A 26,905-nucleotide genomic window follows, 5' to 3' on the forward strand; every position below is an offset into this window, starting at 1 on the left:
TATCCTACATTCTCCAATCCATGATTTGTAATCAAATACTAAAGAAAAGAATAAAAAGTAAAATCATATAAATGATTTATAAATATTTTCTAGTTTCAAGTTTTTTATTAGAAACAAAATAAAAAACTTGAATATTTTATGAGTAAATACTTGTTTTAGATTATCTATCTTTTTTAAATAATTAGTCTAATAGCTTAATTATTGTGTATTTTTATCGTACCTTAACATTAATAGTTACTGATATTCTTGGTTTCAAAGAAATTTTACAATCATTGGTTATTAGAAATTGTTGCTCTAGTTTAGTTAAAGTAGTAGAATAAAAAAAGCAATAAATTTCATTATATTCTAGAATATTTGAAATAACAGAAACTACCTGGCACTGAATGTTGCTTGATATTTTAGTCAAAGACAGATTAATTAAAATGTCTGCTTTTTATAAAAAACAATCTCAATAACCTCGTTAAGTAATATTAACTTTACATAATAGAAAATAGTTCTTGAATTGAAATTTATATTTTATAGAGTATCGAAGAACACAACATTTTAATTTGGAATAAACTTCTGCCATGTTATCTGCAATTAGTTGGAGTAGTTTGCATTATGGCTAATGAACATAACTAACCTGCTTGAATCATGGTATACCGTTATAATTTAATAAGTTTTTTTGACAAACTATGTATCTTGTACTTAAGTCAAGACAGATTAAACGACTTATTGGAACATACTCAAAGTGCTAGGTTTAGAGATGATGTAAAAGTCTTCTACTGTAAACTTGCGCGACTTGTCGGAACGGTTAACAAAGCTCATTTAACTAATATAGTCGATTCAACCTGTTCGAGGTTTTGCAAAAATTATGAAGTTTACAAAATTGCTACACCAATTGGGTAGTTACCTGATATCATTCTTGCTCGGTACACTTCTGTGCTTTAGTGGTTTCCACTGTCTCCCTTCTTATGCTGAATCTTTTGCAGAAACATCCCTGAATAACCAGGAAAATGCTCCTAATTCCTTCAACTTAGCTAAAGTCCTCGTTGCTGAAGATCGCGATAGCTTTGTCTCTACGGCTGTAGCCCGTACCGGTCCGGCAGTAGTTCGCATTGATACGGAGACAGTTATCAGTCGAAATATTGATCCTTTTTTTCGTGATTTTTTTGGGGAACAATTCCGCCCTCCTATTCCTCAGGAACGAAAAATTGCAGGACAAGGTTCAGGATTTATTATTGACAGAAATGGGATTATTTTAACTAATGCTCATGTGGTCGATAAGGCTGATAAAGTAACTGTTACTCTTAAAGATGGACGTACTTTTAACGGACAAGTACGGGGAACTGATGAAGTTACTGATTTAGCCGTGGTGAAAATATCTCCCCAAGAGGCTAAATTACCAGTTGCTTCCTTAGGAGACTCATCTAATCTCAAAGTAGGAGATTGGGCTATTGCTGTAGGAAACCCAGTCGGATTAGATAATACTGTCACATTGGGAATTATTAGTACAATTGGACGTCCAGCCGCTAAGGCAGGAATTCCCGATAAACGTCTCGATTTTATTCAAACTGATGCGGCAATTAATCCTGGTAATTCTGGAGGACCACTTTTAAATTCCCGAGGGGAAGTGATTGGTATCAACACTGCTATTCGCGCCGACGCAATGGGAATCGGTTTTGCTATTCCCATCAATAAGGCCAAAGCTTTGCAAAATACTTTAGTCAGTGGAAAAAAAGTTCCTCACCCTTATATCGGGGTACAAATGGTTAATATCACTCCCGAATTAGCTAAAGAAAATAACAGTAATTTTAACTCACCTATTTACATTCCTGAAGTTGAAGGGGTTTTAGTAATACATGTAGTCCCTGATACTCCTGCGGCTAAAGCTGGACTGCGTCGAGGGGATGTTATTGTAGGAGTTGACGACAAACCAGTAACCGACGGTAGTGAACTACAATCCATTGTAGATAGTTCAGGTCTCAATGCTTATTTAAAGTTTCGACTTTATCGTAGTAATCGTATTATTAATATAACGGTAAAAACTGCCCAATTACGAGGAACACCATAAATAACCTGGTGTGGTAGTTGATATACCACACCTCAACAATTAATTTAGGCAGTTATGAATTATCTGCGGTTTAACAACTATCGCTGGCTTTGGTAAAGAAAAACTACATTTTTCAACTCCGATAGTATATAACCTAAAAAATTATGCTTTAAAAGTAGAAATTATAATTTTCAGGGCAATGATTTAAGTGAGTACCAATTGATGATAAATATAAACCAATGATCTTATTGCTAAGATTTCAAAGAATTATTTGTATTTAAAAATTTAGATGTAGTGTCTATAGAAACTCGATATTTCTTACTGTTTATTGTTTATAACAAAGCTTAACTATAGTTGCAAAAAGGATTAAATAACAACCATGACTTCCACTCTTTTTATTAAAGAATTTATGTCCATTAGAGTATTTAACTCTAGTAGTTTAGCCATGATAATATCAGTTGGGATTCATGTGTTATCTTTAGGTCTACTCTTGCCTAATTTAACTAACTTAAATTCTTTACAAAAGTCAGCTTCTGATCGACGGGACGTCGAAATACTCGAATTAACAACCGCTGAAATGGCACGTTTGCCAGAGCAATTATCGTTGTTAAGCACCCCTGATTTTTCTAAGAGTTCTCTCAATGATATACCCGTCTCAGACTCCTCTTCTTTAACTCCTTCTCTACCTTCCTTGCCTAATACTTTGCAAGCTCCCCCTACTTTACCCTCGTTACCAGCTCTTCCATCTCTAAGTCCTACACACTCTTCTTTTCCTAGACCACTTACTAGACCACAACAAGCATTACCAGTTGCACCTCCTCTAGATCTGCGCCCAAGACCACCGGTCCCCTCCCAGTCTAATTCTGAGCTAGACAACTCTAAATATTCAACCTCGCAATTTCCACCTATTTCCAAAAGACCTGATTTCGGTCCATCGAAAGCTCCAGTTCCCATTGATCAACTAATAAATCAAGGTAGGGACAACACATCTACCAACACACCTACCAACACACCTACCAACACAACTACCAACACACCTACCAACACACCTACCAACACACCTACCAACACACCTACCAACACACCTACCAACACAACTACCAACACAACTACCAACACACCTACCAACACACCTACCAACACACCTACTTCACAAAATGCTATTATTGATAATTCTACTACTTCCCAAACAGTCATCAGCGCAGAGCAAGCTCGAAAAGATAGACTGATTAGCAATTTAGTACGAGAAACAATCGAAGGGTCTAATAATCTTCGTTACGATAAAAACAATACAACGAATGAAGATGCAAGACGCAATGATGCTCAGTGGATGGCTAAAATAGGAAATCCTGTTACTAAAAAAGAGAATTGGCAAACTTTAAAGGGAGAATACCCCAAAGCAGCTTGTTCAAGACATTTAGAAGGTACAGCAATTTATGGTATTACTGTCAACCCCGAGGGAGATGTTGACAAAACTCCCTATTTAATTAAAAGTTCAGGTTATGGAGTCTTGAATCAACAAGCTTTTAATCAAATTGAGTCTACTAAATTTAGCACAGACGGGCAACTTCAACATTACCGAGTCAAGATATCTTTTAATTTTGATCCTAAAATTTGCCCTGCCATTACTCAAAACTCAGAGAACCAAGAGGAATTACTCAAAAATCCGGATATTTCGGATGAATCATCAAAATCTACTTCTAGCCAAAAAACTAAACCGACTACTGGTAGAACTTTTCACAGGGATATTCCTCCTCTCCCCCCAAGTACTAAAAAATAGAAAAACTTAATTAATTTGAATAACTTTTAGCAGAATCTGTTCAACGATATTTTGATAAACCATTGAGAATTTTAAAGATTATTTAGCAAGTTTTACGTAAAATTTCTAGTCGAGAAAGACTTGACAAGAATATTAAATTCGGAGTAACATAGTGAGCGGTGTATGAGGGGCTATAACTCAGTTGGTAGAGTGTCACAATGGCATTGTGAAAGTCAGCGGTTCGAGTCCGCTTAGCTCCATTACAAAGTATAAAAGTAATAAAAATAGATGTGGACCTTGTCGTCTATCTTTGCAGTCTGTTCTTATTGATGACCGAAAGTTTCTCAATTTAAAAAGTTATGTGACTTAAGTTTGTTTTTGAATAAACTTAATGATTGATGCTTTTTCTAATAAGCCTAGTACGATACCATTTTCTTGAATAACAGTTAGTATTTGATGTGGATTATTTTCTAAAATTTTTACCACCTCTAGCAAAGACTTATTGGACTCAATTATGATTATACTATCATTTATCGGTTGCATGATTTCTGAGACTTTCAACTTAGTCCATTGGGAAGTAGAAACCTTATTTAAAGTGTTAATCTCAATAATTCCTGAGAGATTTCCTCTTTCATTAGTCGTTAAATAACAATTCCATTTTCTCTTGCCAATTATATAGTTATTAACAAATTCTCTTAAATTTAAACTATCAGGAACTATAGGGCTATTAGTAATTACTGCATCTTGAGCTGTATAACTACCTAAAATTTCCTGAAACTTAGCAGATTGACCAGAAAATACTGCATTTTGTAAGAGAAAAAAACCAATTAATAATGTCCATAAATTTCCAATAGGACTAATTCCTAAAATTGCTAATACCCCGATAGTAACAGCTGACCAACCGACAATTTGTCCAACGAGGCTAGCAAAAATGATTCCTTTATTTGGATTTCCAGTAATTTTCCACACCAATGCCTTGAGAATATTGCCACCATCTAAAGGTAAACCAGGGATTAAGTTAAATAATCCTAAAATTAAGTTGATTGAGGTGAGTAGGGAAAGAATTGCTGTAATTGGTGTGTTAAAGGAGAAGTTAACCAGAATTATGCTTAATAAAGCAAAAATTGCTAAACTGACAGCGGGACCAGCAACTGCTACTAGAAATGCTTTTAAAGGGGTATCAGATTCTTTTTCTAAACTAGCTAATCCCCCAAATAAAAATAAAGTAATAGACTTGACATTAATTCCCTGGGAAAGAGCAACCAAACTGTGCCCCAGTTCATGAACGACTACAGAAAAAAATAACAGCAAGGCAGCAAGAAAACCTAAAATCCAAGGAACAATTCCCACTAATTGGGGAAATAATGCCAACTGTCTTCCATAATTGACGGCAACTAACCCCAGAACTAGGAACCAAGAAGGATTAACATAAAAAGGTATCCCGAACAAATTGCCAACCCTTATATTATTATTCATGGGTCGAACCTCCTATTTTATTTGTGAAATCTCTTTCAACGACTTCACTGTTGCCTAATCCTATTGTAACGAGACGTAAAATTACTGAGACTTAACAATAACAGTAAAATCCACCTCTTTAAGTTCGGTTATCTACCGCAATTATGAATTATGCCTTATGAATCAACAGTAAAGTATGGTTTATCGATACAATAACGGTCTGTTCTCTACAGAAATAAAGAACAACATCTACAATATAAACTCGGACTAATTTATGACAACTCTAGCTCAGCGAGATATTCTAGGGATTGCTGATCTCAGTGCTACAGAACTTAAGAATATTCTAGAATTGGCAGTACATCTTAAGCAGGGGAAAAGGTTATCTGTCTCTCAAAAAGTATTAGGACTTTTATTTTATAAAGCCTCTACCCGTACTCGTGTTTCTTTTAGCGTGGCGATGTATCAGTTGGGAGGACAAGTGATAGATCTTAATCCCAGTCTTACCCAAGTGGGTAGAGGAGAATCTCTTGTAGATACCGCTAGGGTTTTAGGTCGCTATTTAGATATTTTAGCAGTTCGTACATATAAACAAGAAGACTTAGAGACTTTTGCTAATCATGCAGAGATTCCTATTATTAATGCCTTGACTGATTTAGAACATCCCTGTCAAATTTTAGCTGACTTATTAACAATTAAAGAAAATTTAAACTCCCTATCTGATATTACAGTTACTTATCTTGGAGATGGAAATAACGTTGCCCATTCCTTAATTTTGGGAGGAGCATTAATGGGAATGAAAATTCGTATTGCTACTCCTAATGGCTATCAACCAAATATTCAGATTGTCGAAAAGGCTAAAGAATTAGCAGTAGACGGATTTGAGATTATGATAACCAATGATCCCATTAAAGCGGCTAAAGACGCTCAAGTACTTTACACTGATGTTTGGACGAGCATGGGACAGGAAAATTTAGCAACTTCAAGAATTCCTTTATTTGAACCCTATCAAGTCAATGAAACTCTACTGAATTATGCTGATAAAGAGGTTATTGTTTTACACTGTTTACCTGCTCATCGAGGAGAAGAAATTACCGATACAGTTATTGAAGGAAAACATTCACGAGTATGGGAACAGGCAGAAAACAGAATGCATGCCCAAAAAGCATTAATAGTAAGTTTATTAGGAGTTAACAATTGATGGAGAGAACTTTGCGTTTATACATAAATGAGCTAATTATAGACAAAACTTAAGAAGTTATTGGAAAATTTATAAACGGATTGTATGGTATAATTCCACCTAGAATGACTATAGAGTTTAAAAGATAAATTTAGTTAACAAATATCAATAAGTTTCTAAAATTAGCTCTTATAAGATTATGTAAAAGTTAAAAAGTTCACTTGAAGTTGTTATTCTTATTGTAATTGCCTATAAAATTCTTAGCGAAATAGTAATTGGTAAACAGCAAAAATAAAAAGTATGAGGTAGTTTGAATGAATATCTCTAATTGATTTAAACTTAAACTAAACTTTATAAATAGTAAAATACAGATAGATATTTTGCAAAAAGTTGCTATATAAAAAAATTATTTAAGTACAACTAGGATGTATCTGATAAAAAATTTTGCCACAAGTAGCCTTTGACATTAATTTTTTATTTTTATTTAAGTTCCATATAATTCTACAACCCTCAGTTACTTTATCGATAAAGTAACCTGGTTACTGAATACTATTATTACCATCTGAATATCATAGATTCTAGTTCCACTATTTACTTTGCTGTTTTTTAGGAAAACAAGATGATACTGTGTACTTGCTTAAGTTATTCTAAAAATGTACTCAAGAGAATAGGGATGCAAAAATGTGTGTAATAGGATGTAAAACCCACTGTCACACTTTCTGCTAAGAAGGGTTAGCTTAAACTTATTGCTTGAAAAAATAAACACAATCTTGATTTTTACCATTGCCTATTGCCAGATCCTAAATTTACTCTCATGAGGGAGAGTAAAAGAATAAATAGATAAATTTAAATAAATATTAAAAAACAAATTATTTTATACTTATATATTTAGTTAGTTTAGATGATAATCTACGTTACAATTTTTCATGAAAATATTGTTCATTTATTTTAGATTAACAATATTATTCCCAAATATTATCTCAGCAATTATATTAGCTTTTACTTAATGCTATTTTTCTTATGTTATAAGTTAACAATTTACTATAAATTAAGCAAGATATAAATATTTTTTTCAAAAGTGCTATGCTTGTTTATTTAAAATTTTTATTTTTGTATACTTTTCGAGTGTAAATATTTTTACTATTTTAAGTTATTATTGCTTAGGATTAAATAAAATCTGACTCTTACTTTTTTTATTAGCTGTTAGCCACTATTAACTTTTAAAATTCTATCAAAACATTTTTTTAAACATTCTATATGTATATTTACAAACTTTTTATTTCTCTGTCACCTCTCTGGCAATTCTGGCAATCATAAAACAATCATTTGTCTTAAGTAATTAATCTAAAAATAGTTTTTATTATTTCACTGACTACTATATTTACTACTTTACAAATATTTTTAGTTTTTCATTATCTCGCAAACATTTTTCCCATTCGATCTTAATTGATAAACAGGTTGTCAGTCAAATATAATTCTCTATCTAAGTATTTTTTATCCTAAATTTGTTATAAGTTATGGCATTTATTGTTTTGTGTTAGCCAAACTGGCTATCACACAACAATAATAAAAAAAGAGGGCAAAAGCCCCCGCTCTCAAAATATCAGTAGGCCAAAGTCTCTAAAGTTTCTCGAAGATAGCAGCGTACTTGTTGGTCGAGAGGAGAGGAATTCTGCTCTGTACTTTGGCGAGACTGCCATTGCTTAAAACCAGAACAATCAGCAATCGCCTGTTTCAAATGCTCCCAAATTTCGTGATCTTGATTAAACTTATGATTGGGGGAGAGAGTTGAGCTCAACATAAGAAATTCATCAAATGACTAACATTATTTTTCTTTAAGCATAACTCAGGCAATTCAGAAGATTCTGATAACTTGGAAACAAATTTTAAAAAATCATGAATTTTTTAAAAAAGTTTATTTAGAAGAGGAAGAACATTCAACTTTGATCGGGAGAATTTTTTGCACACAAAAGCCAAAAACAGTAAAATCTTGAATGATTTTTTCAGTTGTATAAGGTTCAATAATTAACCATTGTTGTTGAGGAGTTAGGAGAATATCAATGACTGCGATGGGGATTTGAACAAACAAATTACTTAATAAAAAACCTATCGCCGAAATAAATAACCCTAGTATTCGCCATTGAGGTAGTGTAGCAACTGTTATTACTCCTAAGGGGGCGAGTAAATACAATTCCCATAGAATACCCAACATGGCAAATGCTACAATCACTGTCAAAATTCGGACGTTTCGAGTTTTTAACAACTTCAAAATCTTACGTTGTTCAACAGTCAAACTATCAGAAGAAAGAAAGATCAGCAAGATACTGAAAATATTAAAAGGTTTAGTCCACTGCATCAAAAAAATGGGGGCTATTCCAAATAATCCAACGATGAATAGTTCTAGCCAAAATATAGGTAATGGCTCTCCTATTGCTAGTCCTAACCAAACTAATTGTAAACTTAAAGGAACAACAGCAATTCCGGCTAAATGAATCCATAAAAAAGGTTCTGAACGAAAATTATTCATCACACAAAAAATATAATCAGGACAAATCAAGCCCATAATTACTGATAGAACAGCCATTATGGGCTCTTTACTATTTTACTTTCCCGCTAATGTGCGACGTCTCATTACCATTTCATAAGCTTCAATGATATCCCCCACTTGCCAGTCACTGAACTTGTCGATTCCGATGCCACATTCATAACCGGCATTAACTTCACGAGCAAGTTCTTTAACCCGTTTTAGGGAATCGAGATTTCCTTGATAGACTACATTGTCGCCGCGCCGTACTCTGACAAAGCGGTTTCGTACTACCTTGCCAGACTGAACATAACAACCAGCTACTGCTCCTCGTCCCAGAGGAAAAACAGCCCGAACTTGAGCTTGTCCGAGGGTAGATTCCACTTCTTCAGGTTCAAGTAACCCTTCCATGGCCCCTTGAATATCATCAAGTAGTTTGTAGATAATATCGTACTCTCGAATATCTACCCCTTCATGATCGGCTGCTGCTCTAGAGCCACTAGCTAGGGTAGTATTAAACCCAATCACAACTGCACCACTTGCGGCCGCCAAATCTACATCGGTTTCGGTAATTTCCCCGGGGGCAGCCAGAAGAATTCGAATTTGAACTTCATCTTGAGGTAACTGTTCTAAAGAGCCAAGAATTGCCTCAACAGACCCTTGGACATCAGCTTTAATAATAAGATTGAGTTCTTTCAATTCTCCTTCTTGAGCTTGAGCAGAAAGGGTACTGAGAGTAACACGACGAGAAGATGCGGCTTGTTGTAGACGGGTTTGACGTTGGTTAGCTGCTCCTTGTTCAGCTACGGTGCGAGCTTCTTTTTCACTGGCATAGACATCAAATTCATCTCCCGCTGAGGGAACATTATTAAGCCCGAGAACCTCAACTGCAAATGAGGGAGAAGCGGCCTCTACTTTGGCTCCACGATCATCAATCATGGCACGAATTTTACCGAAGACTGAGCCAGCAACAATAGCATCTCCTACCCGTAAAGTTCCATTTTGAATAAGGAGAGTGGCCACTGGACCCCTAGCACGGTCAAGGTTGGCCTCGATGACCGTCCCCTTAGCGAGGCGATTGGGGTTAGCTACCAATTCTTCTACTTCTGAAACCAGAATAATCATCTCTAAAAGATCATCAAGATTTTCCCCTTTGAGGGCACTGACAGGAACCATAATAGTCTCCCCTCCCCATTCTTCAGAGAGTAAACCTAATTCTGCTAATTCTTGTTTGATACGATCTGGATTAGCTTCAGGTTTATCAACTTTATTTATAGCCACTAATAAGGGAACTTTGGCTGCTTGAGCGTGACTAATAGCTTCTCTTGTTTGAGGTTGAACCCCATCATCGGCAGCTACTACTAAGATTGCAATATCTGTCACCTTAGCTCCGCGCGCCCGCATGGCGGTAAAGGCTTCGTGACCAGGGGTATCTAAAAAAACAATCTGTTCTGACTTTCCATTATGTTTAATATCTACATGGTATGCCCCGATGTGTTGGGTAATTCCTCCAGCTTCTCCTTGAGCGACTTTGGTTTGGCGGATGGAGTCAAGTAAAGTAGTTTTTCCGTGATCAACATGTCCCATAATAGTTACCACTGGGGGACGACGCTGAAGGTTTTCTAAGTCGTACTCATCAAGTATCTCCTTATCCTTAGTTGCTGCAGCTTTTACCTCAGGGATTTCCACTGCCACCCCTAATTCTTTTGTGACCAATTGGGCCGTTTCAATATCTAGCATTTGGGTAATATTGACTGCAATTCCCTTAGAAAAAAGATTTTTAATAATTTCAGTTTCAGGAATTTGTAGCCTATTAGCGAGTTCTCTGACCGTCAAATTACTATCGAGAATGATAATTTCAGGACGTTGAATAACTTCCTGACGTTCACGGCGTTCTGTTTTCTGACGAGTTGTTGATCCCCCTCCCGTGTCGGGTTTGGGCATCGGTTTTTTAGGCTTACTAACAGCAGTGGGTTTTGTCTGAGATTGAGGTTTAGGAGGACGAGCTGTGGAGAGACTTACAGTTAAAGGAATAGGGTTGAGCTCAGTTGTTGACTCGAAGTCCTCATCTTCTTCGTCCAGACGTTTATTCCGACGTTTAGCTTTGGCCGCTCCTTTGTTCTTTACCTTAGCTTCGCGTTCTTCCTCCTCTTCTTCCCATTTCTTCTGTTTTGAAAGACGCACTGACGTGGGGCGTTTTAAAGTGGGTTTTGGTTTTGAATCCGTTTCAATAGCATCATCATCAACCACATCTGAATTATCAATTTCTTCAGACGGGGATTTTATCGATGGAGCAATCAATTCAAGAGCTTTCTCTTTTAGTGTCCTCGTAACTTGCGGTCGCTGGAGATCCGGTTTAGCTTTAATTTTAGCTATTTTTTTATTAGGAATCAGAGTTTCAGAGGATTCTGTTTGCTGAGTTGGGACGGTAATTAATGAGAGTTTTTTCTGTGGCTCAACTCTGCCTGTTAGTTCAGGTTTAGAAGTGGGTTTCAAATCCGGCTTTTCAGAAGGAGATTTCTTGGATAATTGAACTGGAGGTTTAGATAATTGAGGGGGGTTGAGAAGAGTAGGGGCAGGTTCAGATTTTTGGTTCTCTTGAACTAGAGAAGTTATAAGTTCTTCGGATAGTTTAGGTTTCTCAGTAGATTTTAGCTTTTCGCCAAGTGTAATAACTGTTTCCTCCTTATTTAATGCTTTTTGAGGTGATTCTTTGGAGAGTACTGAGGGGTGAGAAAGTTGTGGCTTAGCAGGTGGCCGAGGGGGAGCCACTAAAGTGGGAGAAGAATCCTGAGATTGTTTTGGGGCTTTGGTAGAGGAACTCTTACGGATTTGCCTATGATGAACAGCTAAAATTTGTTGTTTATTTTTTCCTTTGGGAGATTCTTTTTCTATTAGGTCAGTTGTCTGGCTAGCAACGTACTTACTCGCCATGGCTTTGATCCGTTCAGCTTGGGATTCACTAATCGTGCTACTGTGGCTCTTAACAGGAATGTTAAGCTGGGTGCAAATTTCTAAGATATCTTTATTTTCTAGGTTTAACTCTTTCGATAGATCGTAAATTCTAACTTTTTGTGCGTTGTTCATCCACTATTCCCTTGACTAGGTTTGTGTTGGTTTAAAGACTTGGACCCTTGACTTTTAAGCAACGGGCAAGTTCTGCTTTTGATCAGTTCCATCTGACTGCAATCATGATGACTTGAAAAATGATCCTACTCCTATGCTAACGACCAAAGACATCGAGACGCATCCCTAATAACTTAAAATATTAGGAATTGGGAGGTTTAGTTGATATAGACTCGGCGTTATTTAGTCTATGCCAACGATTCCACAGGGTTCGGTAAATGTTATCAGGTATATTAGTCCTAAGCACTTTGCCCAAACGGTTCTTTTTACTGGCGTTGTACAAGCAACTTTCATGAGGACAGATATAAGCAGATCTTCCCATTCCCTTATCTAATTGTACCTGTCGAGATGAATGAACTCGAACAATGCGCCAAAATGTCTGTTTCGGTGCTATCTTTCGACAACTAATACAACGTCGATAATTGGGCTGCATAACTAATACAATAATTATTTACTTTTCTAAGATTCAATATTTAAATACAAGATCAGTTCCGCCATCGTCATTTTCGTTATTTAAAAGCTCTAACTTATCAGAAGATGGCTGTTCTTTGTTAATTTCCATCTGATAGGTGGCTGTATCTTTGATGTCTATTTTCCACCCAGTTAAACGGGCAGCTAAACGGACATTTTGACCCTCTTTACCAATAGCCAAACTTAATTGGTCTTCAGCAACTAAGACTAGAGCATGGCGTTCATCAGGGTTAATTAAAACCACCTGATCTACTCGAGCTGGACTGAGAGCATTGGCAATATACGTGGCAGGATCGGGAGACCAACGAATCACATCAATCTTTTCCCCGCGTAGTTCGTTGACAACTGCTTGAATTCGAGAGCCTCTAGCTCCAATGCAAGCTCCTACAGGATCTACATCTCGTTCTAGGGTATCTACCGCAATTTTAGTTCTTGGTCCGACATAGCGAGAAGGAGGATTGGCTTCACGGGAAACAGCCACAATCCGCACGATTTCTTCGTCTATTTCAGGGACTTCCACAGTAAATAGATCTACAACTAAGCCGGCTGCTGAACGCGAAACGATTAATTGGGGTCCACGATGAGAACCTTCTCGAACTTTTTTAAGGATGACCTTAAAACTAGAATTAGCGCGATAATTGTCGTTAGGTAACTGTTCTCGTTTTGGTAAAACCGCTTCCACTTCGGGTTGACTAAAAGTACTTTGAACGGCAACTATCGCATCCTGGCGTTCAAAACGTAAGGATCTTGCATTCAAAACTGTTCCTTCAAGATCATTGAATTCTTCTTGGATAAGTTTACGCTGTTGATCTCGTAATTTTTGTAAAAGGACTTGTTTGGTTTGAATAGCCGCCATGCGCCCGAAATCTTTTTGATTGGGGGTCACATCTAGAACTACTTCATCTCCCAATTGGGCTTCCGAGGCAACTTCTTGGACTTCTTTCAGAGAAATATAATGGTCTGTGTTTTCAACTATCTCCATAATTCTCTTAGTAGAGAGGACACGAAACCCTTCTTCTTCAATATCAAGTTCTATTTCAAAGTTGTCAAAATACTCGTCATGGAATTGCTGACGATCTAGACTTTGAGAACGACGATAACGCTCATATCCTTTGAGTAAGGCTTCTCGCAAGGCTTCTTGAACGGCAGATTTTGGAAGGTTGTGCTGTTGGCTGATTTCATCAATCATTGTAGCCAGACCGGGTAAGCTAATAAGGGACATGGTCATGGACCTCCTTGACTTAAAGATATAGGGTTTGGTTAGGGATGGTCATCAAGTTTAATTATGGCAATCAAGTTCCGAGGAATTATGATTGCCCGTCCTTTCCTATTTAGATGAACGCTCTCCTTGTCTCGTTTTTGTAGTTTGCCTCGCCATTCTTTTTGATTTAGGTACGGGGCATGAGTTATGACAACAACAGCAAATCCTTTGAATGAGATAAAATCACGATCACTAGTTAGATGTCGAGAAACCCCTGGACTAGAAATTTCTAGGACATAGGAACCAGAAATGACCTGGTACTCATCAAGAGTAGTTTCTAAGGCTCGACTTACCTCTTCACAATCATTTAAACTGGTGTTTCCTTGTGAGTTACGAATATCTATACGCAACACGGGTGGTCGCTTATTGGTTTGGAAAACAATACCAACGACTTCTAGTCCGAGATTTTTGGCTATAGAGTTAGCTATTTCGGTAATTTGTGAGATTACAGAGTTATTCATTGCGACTTAGACACTAAAAAAAGCGGGTTGTAGCCCACTTCCTTTGAACGTCAGTAATTGGGAAGGGTTGTAAAAGGTACCATAATTACCTGTCCTGATCTACATAGTTTAGCAAACTTTTAGTCCCTTTTTTTCTAGTCTGGAATTAGGTATATTTTGAAATATTTGAAAAGTTTATATTTACTGCTAGTGAGTTTAGCTTCTAGGAAATACTAATTTATTTTAAAATTTATTCAATATCTTCAAACAAAAGTTGTCTAAATATGACTAATCTCAAGTTTTTTGCTGACTATTACAAAATTGATGTCTATATTAATCTTATACTTTTTCAGTATACATCGTCTCTTATCAGGTATAATATTGAACTTCATCATTTTAATTAAAAACAAATATATTAGTTGATCTTAATCATAGATACTTGATTTACTTATTTTAGTTTCTTTTGTCTTAATAGAAGCTAATTTATTAAATGATGTCTGTTATACCAACTTAATTTTATATTGTTTATAGCAAGGTTAAATATTTATTTAAAACGCTCTCTACTTTACTTTTTAAATAAATATGGTTAGTTTATTATTGCGATTTAATTTTACTCATAAAAAATACTATTTCTGTTGTTTTTGGAAATACGATTATTTTTTAAATAGTATTTAATTTAAAATCAATAAGCATAAAAATATCCAGTATTATTTATAGGATAGCAATATTACTATTAAAATTATTCACAATTTTTATGTATTATTTGATCAGTAAAATTAGGTTTGCTATTTATCGCTTAATATATTGCTAACGTAAAAATTATTTATTTGTCTTTTTTATTGGTTAGGCTTGTTAAAATTATTCTCTTTAGTTGTTTTAAAAAAGTATTGTATGTGTACAGTTTATAATTTTGAACAGATATGTAATGTTTTTAAGCATAATCTATAAATATCCCAATAAAAGTATCAAAGCTAGTTAGTCTTACTTTATTTGATCAAAAATCATAAGTCATTTTAAGCTAAATTAATTTAATTGTTTAATTTGTTTTTTGATTTTTTAGATAAATCATTACATATGTATACTTCTATTATATTTTATATAGTGTTCAAAATACTATAACTTTAAAAGTTATAGTATTTTGTTTATCTTAGAGAGCAGATATTCTTCGGTAACTTATAATAGTAGTGTTATTATTACTTTCAGCTACTAACATTTTTATGCAAGATAAAAATATCTATAATAGAAAAAAATATGAATACAAAGCAGGTGGTAGTCTCTCTTTTGGGCATCCAACTTATGGAGAACGTACAGCAGATAAGGACCTATTAGAGGCGTTAAGAGCCGGGAAATTTTGTTATGTTTTTAACAGTCGTCAGATGGGAAAATCTAGTCTTAGAGTTCATATAATGCATCAACTTCAAGCAGAGGGGATGACTTGTGCTTCGGTAGATATCACCAGTTTAGGAAGTGATATTAGTCAGCAACAATGGTACAGTGGAATCATAACTCAATTATTTTTAGGATTTAATTTAGCTAAACAAGTCAATTTAAAGACTTGGCTAAAAGAAAAAAAAGATTTATCGGGAGTTCAAAAATTTGTTCTTTTCTTGGAAGAAGTGCTTTTAGTCTATTGTCCGGCAGGTAAAAAATATATTTTTATTGATGAAATCGATAAAGTTATCAGCCTTGACTTTTCTCTTGATGATTTTTTTACTTTAATTAGATTTTGTTACAATCAACGAGCAGAAAATCAAAAATTTAATGAGATTGTTTTTGCATTGTTTGGAGTGGCTACTCCTTCAGATTTGATACGTGATAAAACTCAAACACCGTTTAACATTGGACAACCTATTGAACTAACAGGATTTACCTTAGAAGAAGTTAACCCATTAATTCCTGGATTAAGTCCTATTACAGATTCTCCAAAAAAAGTTTTAAAAGCAATATTAAGTTGGACAGGAGGACAACCCTTTTTGACACAAAAACTATGTCAATTACTTTTAAAAAAAGTAAATATTATCGATTCTGGAAAAGAAGATGAAGTTATCGCCAGTATTGTACAGCAATTTATTATAACAAATTGGGAATTTCAAGATGAGCCAGTTCACTTAAAAACAATCCGTGATCGTATTCTTGTTAATGAAAAACAAACCGGTAAGCTGTTAGGATTATATCAAAAAATTTTAAATAATAACTCAATTGAAGCCAATGATAGTCCGGAACAAACGGAACTACGCTTATCTGGATTAGTAGTTAAGTGTAATAATAAACTTATTATTTATAATAAAATTTATCAAGAAGTTTTTAATTCAAAATGGGTCAGCAAAGAACTAGAAAAAATTCGTCCTTATTCAGAGACGATTACCGCTTGGATTAACTCGCACTATCAAGATAATTCTCGTTTATTGCGTGGACAAGCTCTCAAAGATGCTTTGAAGTGGGCAATGGATAAAAACCTTAGTAATATTGATTATCAATTTTTAACGGCAAGTCAGAATTTAGATAAACAGGAGGCAGAAACTAACTTGGTAGCTGAAAAAAAAGCTAATGAGATTCTAACACAAGCAAATAAAAAAGCTCAAAGAATGATACGTTTTGGAGTTGCTATTTTATTTTTTTCTTTAGTAGGAGCAATCATTTTCTTTGCCCAAGCAAGATTAGCAATTCAAAAACAAAAGGAAGCTCAACAAGGAACTCAATTAGAACAAACAGGGAATAGTGCATGGAGACGATTTAAATTCGAACAAATTGAGGGATTATTATCAGCAATGGAAGGTGTACAGCAATTAAGAACTATTGTAAAAGATAAACGAATACTACAAGATTATCCCGCTACTAGTCCAATTTTAGCCCTGGAACAGATTCTTGATCAAATTCATGAAAAAAATAAATTAATTGGTCATCAAGATGCCGTCAATAGTGTTAGTTTTAACCCCAATGGACAATTAATAGCTACCTCATCGAGTGATGGAACTATCCGTTTTTGGGACTGGCAAGGCCGAGAGCAATTGGTCATAAATAATCATCAAGGAAATATATATCGTGTAGCCTTTAGTCCTGATGGTCAAAATATAGCCACTGCCTCTCAAGATGACACGGCAAAAATTTGGACTTTACAGGGAGAGAAATTGGCAACCTTGAAAGGTCATAAGTCATCAGTTTATAGTGTTAGCTTTAGTCCTAACGGAAAACGTTTAGTGACAACTTCCAGAGATTATACAGCCAGAGTTTGGGATCTCCAAGGACGACAACTAGCAATTTTAAAAGGTCATCAAAAATCTATTGACCACGGAATATTTGACCCAAAAGGACAACGTATTGCCACCGCGTCACGGGATGGAACTGTTAGATTATGGGATAATCAGGGGAATCTTTTAAAGACGCTGAAAGACGATGTGAACTCTTTCTACAGCGTTAATTTTAGTCCTGACGGACAACGACTAGCTGCCTCGGCAAAGGATGGAACTGTCAGAATTTGGGATAATCAAGGAAAATTGATTTTAACCTTAAAAGGACATCAGGAATTAGTTAAAAATGTAACTTATAGTAAAGATGGCAAATGGATAGTGACAGGTTCAAGTGATGGGACCGCTAGGGTATGGGACAGCCAAGGGGAAGAAACGATGGTTTTTCATGGACACCAAGACCCCATTTACGATATTGCCATCAGCGATGATAGTCAAAGGTTGGCTACTGCGTCCAGTGATGGAACAGTAAAGCTTTGGTCTATGACTTCCCCTATGACTAATAGTTTTAAAACTATTGAGAATTATGTTACAGCCGTTAGTTTTTCTTCTGATAGTCAGCTATTAGCGATTGCGGCTGAAAATGGACATGTTTATCTTTGGAATTTATACGGTAAACAGGTACGAAAATTTCAAGCCCATAATAGTGGTATTAATAGTATAAAGTTTAGCCAAGATGGTCGTACACTAGTGACTGCCGACAACAATGGTCGTGTTAAATTATGGAACTTACAAGGCAAACTGCTGAGCGAATTATTTGATAATTCGCTCAGGGTTTATAGTGTTACTTTAAGTCCTGACAGTCAATTATTAGCAATAGCTACTCGTTCAGGAGAAATTTGGTTGTGGAATGTTAAAGGTACATCTCCAAAGTTAATTAGTAAATTCACTGCTCATAATGAAACTATCCATCACATTAGTTTTAGTCCAAATGCTCAAATATTAGGCACTGCGTCTGGAGATAAAACAGCTAAATTATGGGATTTACAAGGGAATTTACAACAGTTATTCTTGGGGCATCAAGATCAAATAAATTGGCTAAATTTTAGTCCAAATGGTCAATATTTATTGACTGCTTCTAAGGATAGCACTGCTAAATTGTGGAAGACAGATGGCAATCTATTAAAAACATTTAAAAGTGATCTTTTCCCCATTTCCAGCGCAAGTTTTAGTCCTGATACTAATTATTTAGCGACTGCTTCGAGCGATGGAACTATCAGGTTATGGGATATTAAAGGGAACCTTCATGCCAGAATAAAAAGCTATCAGCAGCCTATAGGGGGACTTACATTTAGTCATAACAGTCAACAAATCATAACAGTTGCGAGGAATGGTATTGTAAAAGTATGGCCAGTACAAAAAGAATTTATTCGTTTAGAAAATCTGCTAACTCAAGGATGTAAATGGTTAGAAGATTATTTTGTTACCCGTGCTAAAGAAAAAGTTAAGCTAAAAATATGTAAATAATTTATAACCTATTTTTTAAAGTATAGATTAAAGGTTTAAAATTTTAACAAAAATAAACAATAACTTAAAATCATATATATTCTATATGGCTATCTCTTAATTTTCTTATCTTTATTAAGATACATAAATGTTTTGATATATAATTCCTAAAACAATTGGAACTGTCTCAAAACTTGGGGTTAAGACAGAATAAATGATGAATTAGATTAGTTGTTTTTGATTTAAAATACAAGGTAATAAGTACATACCATATTTCTAATTTGTTATATTTATTTTTTACAATATGATTGATCACCATTTTAGAAAATAGCATTGAGTATATTACGCTGTAACAGAAACTATTTAAATTGATTCAGCTAAAAATTATTTAAAAATAAGAATTGATTGTTTTACGTTAATTAATACTTAAGTAAAAAATATTTACATTGCTTGTACAAAATCTATTTCCTAAACTAAACAAGACAATAATATACTTAGAGAACTATTTATTGTCACAATAAATCTAACTAATCAGAGATTATTAATTATATATAAGTGAAGTGGAATTATCTTTAAAGAATATAAAAATTATAAATATTAGAGATATTGATTCTCAATAGTTGAGCTTTATTTATTAAGCTAGTTTTATTTTTATTAAGATCAAATTATTTAACAATTTTTCATTTTCTATATCATTGAGAATTAAATTTTAAATTATCTACGACTATTAACTTTTTTATATGTCTGAAGACAATTATATAGTAGGTAACAAATAAAGTACTCAAACTTGGTAGTATTTCTGAATTTCATTCTGATATGTAAAAGTATGGGATACTGAACTGTCTAGAGGTCCAATTCTTAGGAAAAAAATTATGACAAATATAATAAAACCTCATGGTGATCAATTGATTAATTGTATCTTAAGCGGAGTTGAAGAACAAATTGCTCGCGAAAACGCCTATTCCCTACCTAAATTAACACTTTCCAAACGGAATCTCGCGGATCTTGAGTGTATTACAACCGGTATCTATAGTCCCCTCAATGGCTTTGTCACTGAACAAGAATATCAAACAATCATCAACGATATGCGATTAACGAATGGTTTAGCGTGGTCTATTCCTGTCACTTTACAGGTTTCTAAAGCTGATTCTGAAAAATATCATCTAGATAATGATATTGCTTTAGTTCATCCCAATGGTAATATCTTAGCCGTAATGACTATTACCAGCAAATTCAAACCAAATCAACACAATGAAGCTCTAAATGTCTATCGCACCGCTGACGAGAATCATCCTGGGGTGAAAGCAATACGGGCTGAGGGAGAAATTTACCTCGGTGGGCCTATCAACCTTATTAACACTATCCCTCAAGGAAATTTCCCTGAACACAACTTTACCCCAAAAATGACTAGAGAAGAGTTTGCAAAGCGTGGATGGAAAACTATAGTTGCTTTTCAAACCCGTAATCCTATCCATCGTGCCCACGAATACATTACCAAAATTGCTCTTGAGTTAGTTGATGGATTATTCATTAATCCCTTAGTTGGAATAACTAAATCTGATGATATCCCAGCCGACGTACGGATGCAGTGTTATTTAACTTTAATTGATAAATACTATCCCAAAAATCGTGTCTTCTTAGGCGTTTTTCCTGCTGCTATGCGTTACGCAGGTCCACGAGAAGCCATTATGCATGCAATTGCTCGTCAAAATTATGGCTGCAGCCATTTTATCGTTGGACGAGATCATGCAGGGGTTGGAGACTATTATGGCACCTATGATGCTCAACACATTTTTGAAGAGTTTCAAGAAGATGAACTGAAGATTCAAGCCATGAAATTTGAGCATGCTTTTTATTGTACTCGCACCAAAACTATGGCAACTGCTAAAACTAGTCCTAGCACTCCTGAAGAAAGAATAAATTTATCTGGGACTAAAGTTCGCAAGATGCTCAAAGAGGGTAAGACACCTCCTCCTGAGTTTAGCCGTCCAGAAATTGCTCAAATTTTAGTAGCATCAATGAAAGAAGAAGAAGCTCGTCCCGTCTCGTGAATCCTAGCCTGTAGAGAATTTTTGAAAAATCCAATTTTGTAAACCAAGTATTATAAATTGGTGAACAATAATGTTTAAAACTTTTATTCTGACTGTATCATTATATTTTCCAAATTCAAAAAACTCCATAAAACTTAGTTTTTTGAATTTGGAAACCCTAACAAAGTAAAGATTTTAATTCTTGCTTATTACAATTCTGTTATAAATAATGTAAAAAAACAGGAAGAAACTTTTATATTTTTTTCGATAAAATAAATTTAATTATATTTTATCGAATGAATAATTGATGGTTTTTAGTAGATATCAACAACTTTAACCCCAACTTTAATGTTTAGAGTAGTTCATGAACTTGATATGATTAGCAACGGTTGGCTGTTTGAATAACAAAAAAGTCTGAGCTATGCCAACCTGTAACTTTGAACCTCTGACTTGACGAATCTACTTTGACTACCTCTACTTTATTCCGAAAAGTCCGACTTTTAGATCCTTTCTCTAATACTGACACTATTGCTGATGTTCGGTTAACTGAAGGAAAAATCGAGGCTATTGACTCCCATATTGACTCTGTAAGCGCAGATACGACTGTCATTGAAGGACAAAGGTTGATTCTAGGCCCAGGTTTAGTCGAACTTTATAGTTATAGTGGCGAACCTGGATTTGAATATAGAGAGACTTTGGCTTCGCTTGCTGCTTCGGCAATTGCAGGAGGATTTACTCGTTTAGCTATCTTACCCGACACAATTCCTGCAATTGATACATTAGCTACTCTATCTTTTCTGCAACAAAAATCTACAACCCTGCAAACTGCTCCTAAACTTTATTTTTGGGGAAATTTAACTGTAGGAGGAAAAGGAAGAAAAATGACGGAAATAGCAGAATTGGCGAGAGGAGGGGCTTTGGGTTTTACTGATAATTATGGTATCGAAAATTTAGGGTTATTGCGACGTATTTTAGAATATACTAAACCAACAAAAAAACCAGTAGCCCTAGTTCCTGAATCTCACTCTCTTAAAAGAAATGGAGTGATGCGTGAAGGACCTTTATCTATTCACTATGGACTTGTAGGAAACCCTCAAATTAGTGAAACAACAGCTATTGCCGCTATTTTAGAGATGTTGACTATCGTTAATACCCCTGTCCATCTTAGGGGAATTTCGACCCATCGAGGAGTGGAATTAATTGCCTGGGGGAAGGCAAGAGGCATACCCATAACTGCCAGTACCTCTTGGCTAAACTTATTGCTAGATACCAAAGATCTCGCTAGTTATGATCCAAACTTACGATTGGAACCACCGTTAGGCTGTATTAAAGACCGTCAATCGCTTATAAATGGGGTAAAAATGGGGATTATTGATGCAATTTCTGTTAATCATCGATCTTATTCTTATGAAGAAAAAATGGTCCCTTTTGCACAAGCTCCCCCAGGAGCAATCGGACTAGAATTAGCCTTGCCACTTTTATGGGAAAATCTAGTCGCTAGTAAAGAATTAACTCCTTTACAATTGTGGAGAGCCTTAAGTAATAATCCTCAAAAGTGTTTAGGACAAGATTTAACTTCTTTAAAGGTTGGAAACTCCGCAGAATTAATTCTTTTTAATCCCCAAGAATTATGGACAGTAAACTCATCTAGTCTTCATTGTTTGGGTAAAAATACTCTCTGGTGGGGTCGTAAAATTAGAGGACGAGTTGTCATGTCAGTAAATTCACTGACTCAAGATTTTGATAAACATCATAGGCAACATCGGTGACGTAGGTTATCTATAAGAGCTACACAATCATATGTACAACACACAATTGTAACTGGCAAATAGGGCTTCAGAAAAATAAGACATTATTTAATGCTTTTTCCCATATACATGGGGAAGTGTGATATTAACCTTAAAAAGCATCAACATAAATTGACAAATTACTCTAATGGTAGATATAGTAGTTGTTTGTATCTTATAGGTCTGCGGTTTTATCTTTTCTGTTACCTAAGCTTTATTGGGAAAGTTGTTCGAAGTAAGTATCATCGGAAATTTTTACGAAGGTGTATCGATTAGTTATCAAATCCATTCAACATCTGAATCAAAGGGTCAGTCTAAATCCTGAACAACAGCACTATTTAAGACGAGTGTTGAGATTGAACGATGGTGATAACTTTGTAGCAATGAACGGCCAAGGTCAATCCTACTTGGCACAACTAACAGAAAACTCGGCTCAAATTTTAGAAATCTTTAGGGAATCAACAGAACTCCCCATTGCAGTTACCTTAATAATTGCTCTTCCTAAAGGTAATGGTTTCAATGAAATTGTTCGTTGTTGTACTGAATTAGGAGTGACGACCTTAATCCCCATCATCAGTAAACGCACTTTGCTTAAACCTAGTTCTTACAAACTTGAAAGATGGCGTAAAATCGCTACTGAAGCAGCAGAACAGTCAGAACGTCAAATTGTCCCAACAATAACCGAACCCATTCCGTTTGACAAGATTTTAACGAGAATAAATAAAACTGCTATTGATTACTATATTTGTGTTCCCCGTAAAGGAGCAAGACACTTATTGACATATCTAGCTAATTCACCTCAAAAACCTATAGTAATTGCTACAGGATGTGAGGGAGGTTGGACACAAGAAGAAGTAGAAAAAGCAGTTATTTCCGGATTTCAACCAGTTACATTAGGTCGCCGTATTCTCCGTGCTATAACTGCTCCCGTTGTCGCCTTATCTTTAGTCACTTCTGCTATTGAACGAGAGCTTATGACAACTGAAACATAACTCAAATTTAATAATTTCTAAGTTTTGAAAATTTGTTAACAGATTAATTTAACCTTAAATTTATCGTTTGTTAATTATTATGCCAACACCTGTTGCGCTCTAGTTTTCTAGGTTTTTATACTCGAGCTTATCGTCGAAATGACTAATCATCAAAAATACTCTAAACCACACTAACTACAAGAAAAATTTAATTTTCATGTTTAACAACTTCAATAAACAGACATTTCCTGGATTTATCAAGTAATTCTAAATTCATATACAAAAAAAGTTCACTAGTCGGCCTTAATGTTTGGCTTATCTGACGTTGGTTAACTGGCGGAAGAAATGCTTTCAAGTTTTGGAAACTATGTAAAGATAGAAGTTAAGAAACAAGTTGCGAAGAAAACTCATAATTCCAGACTGTGATGAATATAATAATCTTCAGTTTATTTAAGACAAAAAATAATTTTCCCTAGTGATACTTGAGGAGTGACTAGTCAGAGAAGAACAGTCCATCTATAGTTAATTTAGTTTGGTGAATTTGATGAATAGACGATCACAATCTATTCTCTATGGAAAATCAATCTTTAACTTTAAAAACCCCTTCAAGTTCATATGTTCTAATGTAGATTTACTCCATCATAAATATCCTTCTAAAGATGCCGCTTCTCAGCTGTTTAGTGAATTAACCTTTGTTAAGAAGATGTCCTGAAAATAAGTCACTCAATTCAGTGCTATGATAAGTTGGATCGTGACGGTAACTTCAAATTACTTCCTGGTCTTGACGAAATAAGCAAAAACCAACTTTGAGACTTGTTAGTGGAGAAAGAAATGGAAATTCCCTGTTATCGCTCTGTAAAAAACATAGAGAAGTAGCTTAAAAATACTGATAGCTTATCGTTCCATGCCTGTGGACTAGTAAAGAGCTAACTTCCCAGGATAAAATGAAAGTTGAACAGCGTACTGTCTAGTATTGCGTAGGTATAACGGCCTATCCTAACAACTATGCACGACGACGACCTTAGCGTAATTGAGACGGCAGATCAATTTGGTGAACCATTAGATTTCTTAGACTCTGCTCGTTCTGAACTGCCGCCTCCTAACCCAGAGTTAATACTACCTTTGCTAACCGATCCAGATCCGTCAAAACGGATGTTGGCAGCGCGTGTATTCTGTGAACTACAAGATGAACGGGCAATCGCTCCTCTAATTGATCTGTTGCATGACATTTGTCCTCTAGTAAGAGTTAGTGCAGCCTATGCATTGGGAAAAAATACTAGTCCTGACGCAGTAGAAGCATTAATTGAATTATTAAAACAAGATTGGAATGGATATGTCCGTAAAGGCATTGTCTGGGCTTTAGGGAATGGAGGTGATCGCCGTGCATTAAATCCTCTAATTCATGCTGTTAAAACGGATATTTCGGCAGTACGTTTGTGGGCTGCCAGTAGTTTAGTCCAAATAGCTAAGCTAGAATATGAAGATGCTGTTGCAACTATTGCCCCTTTAATTGAAGGGTTAAGAGAAGATTCTGTGGCTGCAGTCCGTGGCAATTGTGCTTGGTCCATTGGTCAATTATGTCGAGAGATACCTTCTAACGTGGTTTATGCAAAGGCAATAGACGCTTTAATTGAAGCATTAACCGAGGATGAAGATTTAGGAGTTAAAGACGATGCTAGAAGTGCGTTGCTTAAGGTTGGCGATCCTAGGGGACTACAAATGATTGAAGAACTCGAACTTGAAGGACTAATTTGATTCATTTAAGTTATCGAATATAGATTGAACAGTAAGTAGTAAGGCTCAGGTTCATATTCAGTTTGAATATGAATTACAGTAGTCATATTCTATTGATGATACTCTGAATGTATTAATATTTGTTAACATAGAATTATTTATTATTGATTAATCCCAAACTGAAGTAGTAGGGGTCATCCTCGAGCATTTTGCAATGAAAAAACCTTTGATTTTAGGTATTAGTGGCGCATCGGGATTGATTTACGCTGTTCGTGCTTTGAAGTTCCTACTCGAAGCGAATAATGTAGTTGAAATAGTAGCCTCAAAAGCAGCCTATATGGTGTGGCAGGCGGAACAGGGAGTTAGAATGCCCACTGAACCGGAAGAACAAGCACGATTTTGGCGAGAAAAAACTGAAGTCCCCGAAAAAGGTAAAATTAACTGTCATCGTTGGAGCGATGTAGGAGCGACTATTGCTAGTGGTTCTTTTCAGACACTCGGAATGTTGATCGTACCATGTAGCATGGGTACAGTGGCTAAATTAGCAATGGGGTTAAGTTCAGATCTGCTAGAACGAGCGGCTGATGTTCAAATTAAAGAGGGTCGCTTTTTAGTGATTGTTCCTCGCGAGACCCCTTTTAGTTTAATTCATCTCAGAAATTTAACAGCTTTAGCCGAAGCTGGAGTCAAGATAGTTCCTGCCATTCCGGCTTGGTATCATAATCCAAAAACTATTGAAGATTTAGTAGATTTTGTAGTAGCTCGAACTTTAGATCAGTTAGACATTGATTGTGTTCCTATTACTCGTTGGCAAGGTTATTGATAAATCAACATCTTTACAAAAATATGAAAATAAGTATGGCGGAAAAAATAATTTAAAAATTGTATTTAAAGTATTTAATACATATTAGATGTTTCAGGAAAGATATATCATAGTTTATTTATAATCTTGTTTGTTAGACTATTAAAAATGTTTATTTGAGTGGTTAGCTAGCTTTATTCTTCTATTAAATTATTTTTTAACTTTTATGTTGAGCTAAGCGACAATAGTAACATATAAATAAATATTTATTTTAAAAGAAATAGAGATTTCACTTTATGCTAATTTTGTTATAAAAAATAAAGTGTTTACAACTACTATTTATTATGTATATCATATATAGTATTTTATATTTTTTTATATATATAAAATAGTAAATCACTATCTAAAGCTACCTATTTTTTATTAATCTGTTATTTAAATCTAAAATATACAAAAATAAATTTAATATATGACTATCAAAATATTCCAATAAACTTTCATTGTGTGTATTGTGCTAAATACTAGTTTTTATATATTAATTAAAACTATTTAATTTTAACATGAATTAGATTATATATTGTTATATGCAGTTTTTTATAAATAAAAGTCTAATAAACATAATATATTTATTAAGCGAGTCAAATA

General features: G+C 34.9%; 17 protein-coding genes and 1 tRNA gene. 11 read left to right on the plus strand and 7 right to left on the minus strand.

Annotation, left to right across the window (positions count from 1 at the left end; translation table 11 throughout):
* The first annotated feature begins 853 nt into the window (after window positions 1–853).
* From OXU93_RS03525 to OXU93_RS03535, 3 genes are all read left to right on the plus strand, one after another.
* Window positions 854–2,053 carry an HhoA/HhoB/HtrA family serine endopeptidase gene (locus OXU93_RS03525; protein ID WP_267384502.1) on the plus strand — a complete coding sequence of 400 codons (1,200 nt, stop codon included), beginning with the start codon at window positions 854–856 and terminating at the stop codon, window positions 2,051–2,053.
* A 358-nt stretch (window positions 2,054–2,411) separates the two neighbouring features.
* Window positions 2,412–3,812, plus strand: coding sequence for a TonB family protein (locus tag OXU93_RS03530; protein WP_267384504.1), 1,401 nt, complete (start codon window positions 2,412–2,414; stop codon window positions 3,810–3,812).
* A 166-nt stretch (window positions 3,813–3,978) separates the two neighbouring features.
* Window positions 3,979–4,051: transfer RNA gene (locus OXU93_RS03535), tRNA-Ala, on the plus strand.
* Window positions 4,052–4,157: 106 nt separating this feature from the next.
* On the opposite strand, the gene OXU93_RS03540 is transcribed toward OXU93_RS03535, so the two are convergent.
* On the minus strand, window positions 4,158–5,267 hold the full coding sequence (locus OXU93_RS03540; RefSeq protein ID WP_267384506.1) for a site-2 protease family protein: 1,110 nt from the start codon (window positions 5,265–5,267) through the stop codon (window positions 4,158–4,160).
* Between the two features lie 253 nt (window positions 5,268–5,520).
* Here OXU93_RS03540 and argF point away from each other — a divergent pair, with 253 nt between their 5' ends.
* Window positions 5,521–6,444 carry an ornithine carbamoyltransferase gene (gene argF / locus OXU93_RS03545; RefSeq protein ID WP_267384508.1) on the plus strand — a complete coding sequence of 308 codons (924 nt, stop codon included), beginning with the start codon at window positions 5,521–5,523 and terminating at the stop codon, window positions 6,442–6,444.
* A gap of 1,582 nt (window positions 6,445–8,026) precedes the next feature.
* On the opposite strand, the gene OXU93_RS03550 is transcribed toward argF, so the two are convergent.
* The 6 genes from OXU93_RS03550 to rimP all read right to left on the minus strand — a co-directional run bounded on the left by OXU93_RS03550 (window position 8,027) and on the right by rimP (window position 14,266).
* Complete coding sequence (locus OXU93_RS03550) at window positions 8,027–8,224, minus strand: hypothetical protein (protein ID WP_267384509.1); 198 nt, start codon at window positions 8,222–8,224, stop codon at window positions 8,027–8,029.
* Between the two features lie 114 nt (window positions 8,225–8,338).
* Window positions 8,339–8,950: a low-complexity tail membrane protein gene (locus tag OXU93_RS03555; protein WP_267384775.1), complete on the minus strand. Its 612-nt coding sequence runs from the start codon at window positions 8,948–8,950 to the stop codon at window positions 8,339–8,341.
* A 75-nt stretch (window positions 8,951–9,025) separates the two neighbouring features.
* The gene (gene infB / locus OXU93_RS03560) at window positions 9,026–12,034 is read right to left on the minus strand and encodes a translation initiation factor IF-2 (RefSeq protein WP_267384511.1); all 3,009 of its coding nucleotides are present in this window, start codon (window positions 12,032–12,034) and stop codon (window positions 9,026–9,028) included.
* Window positions 12,035–12,215: 181 nt separating this feature from the next.
* Entirely contained in the window at window positions 12,216–12,506 is a 291-nt protein-coding gene (locus tag OXU93_RS03565; protein ID WP_267384513.1) for a YlxR family protein, read from the minus strand.
* Between the two features lie 33 nt (window positions 12,507–12,539).
* On the minus strand, window positions 12,540–13,766 hold the full coding sequence (gene nusA / locus OXU93_RS03570) for a transcription termination factor NusA (protein WP_267384776.1): 1,227 nt from the start codon (window positions 13,764–13,766) through the stop codon (window positions 12,540–12,542).
* A gap of 38 nt (window positions 13,767–13,804) precedes the next feature.
* On the minus strand, window positions 13,805–14,266 hold the full coding sequence (gene rimP, locus OXU93_RS03575) for a ribosome maturation factor RimP (protein ID WP_267384514.1): 462 nt from the start codon (window positions 14,264–14,266) through the stop codon (window positions 13,805–13,807).
* A 1,196-nt stretch (window positions 14,267–15,462) separates the two neighbouring features.
* Here rimP and OXU93_RS03580 point away from each other — a divergent pair.
* The 7 genes from OXU93_RS03580 (at window position 15,463) to OXU93_RS03610 (ending at window position 26,281) form a co-directional block, all read left to right on the plus strand.
* Window positions 15,463–18,957, plus strand: coding sequence for an AAA-like domain-containing protein (locus OXU93_RS03580; RefSeq protein ID WP_267384515.1), 3,495 nt, complete (start codon window positions 15,463–15,465; stop codon window positions 18,955–18,957).
* Window positions 18,958–19,808: 851 nt separating this feature from the next.
* A complete protein-coding gene (gene sat, locus OXU93_RS03585) occupies window positions 19,809–20,987 on the plus strand; it encodes a sulfate adenylyltransferase (RefSeq protein ID WP_267384516.1) in 1,179 nt (392 codons plus the stop codon).
* A 443-nt stretch (window positions 20,988–21,430) separates the two neighbouring features.
* On the plus strand, window positions 21,431–22,735 hold the full coding sequence (locus tag OXU93_RS03590) for a dihydroorotase (protein ID WP_267384517.1): 1,305 nt from the start codon (window positions 21,431–21,433) through the stop codon (window positions 22,733–22,735).
* Between the two features lie 281 nt (window positions 22,736–23,016).
* Entirely contained in the window at window positions 23,017–23,745 is a 729-nt protein-coding gene (locus OXU93_RS03595) for a 16S rRNA (uracil(1498)-N(3))-methyltransferase (protein WP_267384518.1), read from the plus strand.
* 523 nt (window positions 23,746–24,268) lie between these two features.
* Window positions 24,269–24,436 carry a hypothetical protein gene (locus tag OXU93_RS03600; protein ID WP_267384519.1) on the plus strand — a complete coding sequence of 56 codons (168 nt, stop codon included), beginning with the start codon at window positions 24,269–24,271 and terminating at the stop codon, window positions 24,434–24,436.
* 293 nt (window positions 24,437–24,729) lie between these two features.
* The gene (locus OXU93_RS03605; RefSeq protein ID WP_267384520.1) at window positions 24,730–25,479 is read left to right on the plus strand and encodes a HEAT repeat domain-containing protein; all 750 of its coding nucleotides are present in this window, start codon (window positions 24,730–24,732) and stop codon (window positions 25,477–25,479) included.
* A 193-nt stretch (window positions 25,480–25,672) separates the two neighbouring features.
* Entirely contained in the window at window positions 25,673–26,281 is a 609-nt protein-coding gene (locus tag OXU93_RS03610) for a flavin prenyltransferase UbiX (RefSeq protein ID WP_267384521.1), read from the plus strand.
* Window positions 26,282–26,905 lie beyond the last annotated feature (624 nt).

It is taken from the genome of Cyanobacterium sp. uoEpiScrs1 (assembly GCF_947331815.1).
GTDB lineage: Bacteria > Cyanobacteriota > Cyanobacteriia > Cyanobacteriales > Microcystaceae > Rippkaea.